Here is a 3,905-nt window from a genome sequence, read left to right as displayed (position 1 = left end):
ACCTCCCGTCAAGCTTGAACTTTATTGAAGGCTATAAAATCGTTAGAAGTCGCAAAGATTTTATTGTTAATAATGGTATTGAATTTGTTGATTTGAAGCTGCAATCCCGGTGACAGGTGCAGCAACCCCCAAATTATTCATGAATTCCGGTGACAGGTGGAATTACGGAATTACGGTGACACGTGCATAAACCCCTAAATACCTCTCCCCTTCAGACGGAGCGAAGCTGATCGCATCATGGCCCGCCTACCTCGCCTCGTCCTGCCGGGCATCCCGCATCACATCACGCAGCGAGGTAACCGGCGGGAGCGGACGTTTTTTGAAGATGGCGATTATGCGCTCTATCTCGATCTGCTGGCGCAGGCTGCGGGGCAGGCGCGCGTGGCGATCTGGGCCTATTGCCTGATGCCCAACCATGTCCACATCATCGCCTTGCCTGAAGATGTGGACGGATTGCGGCGGACCTTCCGGTTCGTGCATCGCCATTATACTGGCTATATCAACGCGCGCCTGCGTACGACCGGGCATCTGTGGCAGGGCCGGTTTTCATCGGTGGCAATGCACGAGGAGCATCTGCATCACGCTTTCCGTTATATCGCGTTCAATCCGGTCCGGGCGCGGCTGGTGGAGCGGGCGGAAGACTGGCGGTGGTCCAGCACCTCGGCGCATCTGGCAGGAGCGGACGATCATGTCGTCAAGGTCGCGCCCGCACTCGAACGGGTCGGTGATTTTGCGGCGTTTCTGGGCGAACCCTTCGATGAAGCGATGAGCTATGCGGCATTGCGCAAGGCGGAGTCCATCGGGCGACCAATCGGCTCACAAGCCTGGCTCGCCGCGATGGAGGTTCCGGCTACAGTGCACGAAGACCGAACCAACTTTCGTGGGCCGAGTTTCTCAAATCGCGATTACTCCCCCCGCAACAACCACCCCATAATCTCGGGCAAACGCGCGGCCCAGGCGTTTTCCTCGTGTTCCGCGCCTTCGTACACCCGGCTCTCCCAGTCCTGGCCCTTCTGCCAGCGCGAGGCGGCGATGCGGGCGTCGACCGCCTGCTGATAGGGCGCGTAGAAGGCGTCGAGCGTCGCGGTGCCGTGGTCGAACCAGAGACGGCGGCCGTTGGGCGCGCCCAGCTTTTCGGCGAACCAGCGGTCCCAGAGCCCGATCAGCTCGGGATCGCCGCCTTGCACCGCGCGCGGATCGATGGCGGGCCAGTGCGAACTGATGCACGCGGCGCGGCCGAAAATGTCGGGGCGGTTCAGGAAGGCGTAGCAGCTCATCAGCCCGCCCATGCTCGATCCCATGATCGCAGTATCGTCGCGCCCGGGGCGGGTGCGGAAGCGCGTATCGACCCAGGTCTTGAGCGGCCCTGCGATCCAGGCGAGATAGGCGTCGGACAGGATCGGGCCGCTGGCGGCCGCGTCCATCCGTGCCCGCAAGCCGGGCGAGGCGGCGTCGTGAATGTCGCGCGGCAGATACTGGCGGAAACGGTCCGCGCCGGGTGCCCAGATGCCGATGATGATATGCGGCTCGACCGCGCCGCTGGCCGACACCGCCAGCATCGCCCTGTCCGCCGCCCAGATCTTGTCGAAATTGGACCAGCGGCGGTCGAACAGATTGTGCCCGTCGTGCATGTACAGCACCGGGTAGCGCCGCGCCCTGGCGTCATAGCCCGGCGGCAACCAGATGGTGAGGCGCTGGTCGGGCAGGCCCGCCGCCGCGATCCGCTCGTACTGCAGCAGCCTTCCCGAATCCTCGGCCCGCAGCGCAGGCGCGAGCGCCAGCGCGAACAGCGCCAGCGCGAGCCGCAGCCAGGCGTTCACCGCCCCAGCCGCTCCAGCCGGATGGCGAAGCCGCCGCCCGGTGCCATGCGGATATTGAGCGTGTCCCCGGCGGCGACGGGCTTCTGCTCGATCACGATCTGGTGCCGCGCCTCGGTGCGGTAATCGGCACTGTCGCCATCGCGCCAGACATGCGCCCGCCATTGGCTGCCCCTGGGCAGGAAGGACAGGTCGATCGTCGCCTCGCGCGCGCTGTCGTCGGTGACGCCGCCGATATACCAGTCGGGCCCGTTGCGGTCCTTGCGCGCGATCACCGCCATCTGGCCGACCTCGCCGAGCAGCGTGCGGCTTTCCTCCCAGTCGGTCGGCACCTTCTCGATAAAGGCCAGTTCGCGCGCGTGGGCTTCCAGATTCTCGATCAGGTCGGCGACCATCTGGATCGGCGAATAGAGCACGACATAGAGCGCCAGCTCGCGCGCCAGCGTCGATTCGAGATCGCGCCCGCCGCGCCCCTTCAGCGAGAGAATGCCCGGCGTATAGTCCATGGGGCCGGCGAGCATCCGCGTGAACACCAGGGTGGGCGCGTGGCGGGGCCCGTTGCCGGGTGTGCCCCAGGCCTGATATTCGCCCCCGCGCGCGCCCTCGCGGCTCACCCAGTTGGGATAGGTGCGCCTTAGCCCTGTGTCCTTGATCGGCTCGTGCGGGTTGACCGCGATGCGGCGCGTGGCGGCCTCCTGCACGACCTTGAGGTGATGCTGCGCCATGCGCTGGCCGTCATGCCATTCCATCCGCTGCTCGCCGAGCCCGTCGCCGGGCGCGATGATGCCGCCCGCATCGGCGACATAGCCGGTCTTGACCGCATCGACGCCGTGCCGGGCATAGAGATCGAGCGCCGCGCCGAGCTGGCTTTCGTATTTCGCGATATTGCCGCCGGTCTCGTGATGGCCGATCAGGCGCACGCCGTGCTGGCGCGCATAGGCGGCAAGGTCGGGCAGGTCGAAATCGGGATAGCTCTGGACGAAATCGAAATCGCGGCCATTGCCGAACCAGTTGCCGTCCCAGCCCTTGTTCCAGCCCTCGACCAGCACCCCGCGAAAGCCGTGGCGAGCGGCGAAATCGATATGGCGACGGACATTGGCATTGGTCGCGCCGTGTTTCGGCCCGCTCGCCCAGCTCTTGGTCTCGAGGTGCATTTCCCACCAGACGCCGACATATTTGTGCGGGGTGAACCAGCTGGTGTCGCCGAGCCGGTTGGGTTCGTTGAGGTTGAGCTCGAGATCGTTGTCGTAAAGCCCGCCCGCGCTGCCGGCGATGCGGATGCTGCGCCAGGGGGTGGTGAAGGCGCCTGTGCGCTCGACCTTCGCGCCGCGGCTCGAGGGCGAGAGCGTGGCGCGGAAGCGCTGGCCGTCGACGCGCTTGAGCCACATCGCGGCATAATCGACCAGAGCGGCCTCGTGGAACGCCAGATGCGTGCTGTCCTCTAGCTTCACCGTCATCGGCGTGTGCGCGGCGGAGACCTGATCGATGGCTGTCGCGTGATAGAGATATTCGTAGCGGTTCCAGTCGCCCGCCTGGATCCACCAGGCCTGGCCGGGCGCGGCGATGACGAACTCGGTCAGTTCGTCGGCAATGCGCCAGGGCCGACCATCGGCGCGCGCGGCGAATTCGTAGCGAAAGCCGATGCCGTTGTCGAAGGCGCGGAAGCGGATGGCGATCGGGCGGTCGGCGGGCCGGTCGTTGAGCGCGTCGCTGGCGCCGGGCGAGACGAGGCGGACGAGCAGCTCGTTATGCCGGTTGGTCACGGTCTTGCGCTCGCCCCAGGGCTGGTCCCAGCGCGTGTCGACGCTGCCGGTCTCGCTGGCGACGAAGCGGCTGTTGCGGCCGAAGCCGTCCTGGTCGGTGAACTGGAAGCCCAGCCGCGAGGGCGCGATCAGCGGCTTGCCGTCGCGGCTGACGGCATATTGGGCCCAGCCCTCGCCATCGATCGTCACGTCGATCCGCACCCGGCCATCGGGCGAGGCGACGCTCGCGACCGGGGCGGATTGCGCGAGCGCGGGCGCGGCGAGCGCCGCGAGCCAGGTAAGCAGGACTAGCAGCAGCGATCGCATGGGGAATCTCCTGGGGAAG

The 3,905-nt window shown here is 66.1% G+C and carries 2 protein-coding genes and 1 pseudogene; 1 reads left to right on the top strand and 2 read right to left on the bottom strand.

The window, feature by feature from the left end; all coding sequences use genetic code 11:
• Positions 1-237 precede the first annotated feature (237 nt).
• A pseudogene (locus DM995_RS22850) lies at positions 238-540 on the top strand (transposase); the annotation flags it as partial.
• Between the two features lie 365 nt (positions 541-905).
• Here the strand turns inward: DM995_RS22850 and DM995_RS20520 are convergent.
• Both DM995_RS20520 and DM995_RS20515 read right to left on the bottom strand, forming a co-directional pair.
• Positions 906-1,820, bottom strand: coding sequence for an alpha/beta hydrolase (locus tag DM995_RS20520; RefSeq protein ID WP_232824595.1), 915 nt, complete (start codon positions 1,818-1,820; stop codon positions 906-908).
• Complete coding sequence (locus DM995_RS20515) at positions 1,817-3,886, bottom strand: glycoside hydrolase family 97 protein (protein ID WP_116970887.1); 2,070 nt, start codon at positions 3,884-3,886, stop codon at positions 1,817-1,819. The genes DM995_RS20520 and DM995_RS20515 overlap by 4 nt, the downstream gene beginning before the upstream one ends.
• Between the last annotated feature and the right edge of the window lie 19 nt (positions 3,887-3,905).

Origin of the sequence: Blastomonas sp. UPD001 (genome assembly GCF_003426715.1) — a bacterium.
Lineage (GTDB): Bacteria > Pseudomonadota > Alphaproteobacteria > Sphingomonadales > Sphingomonadaceae > Blastomonas.
This window is presented reverse-complemented; position numbering and strand designations above follow the sequence as displayed.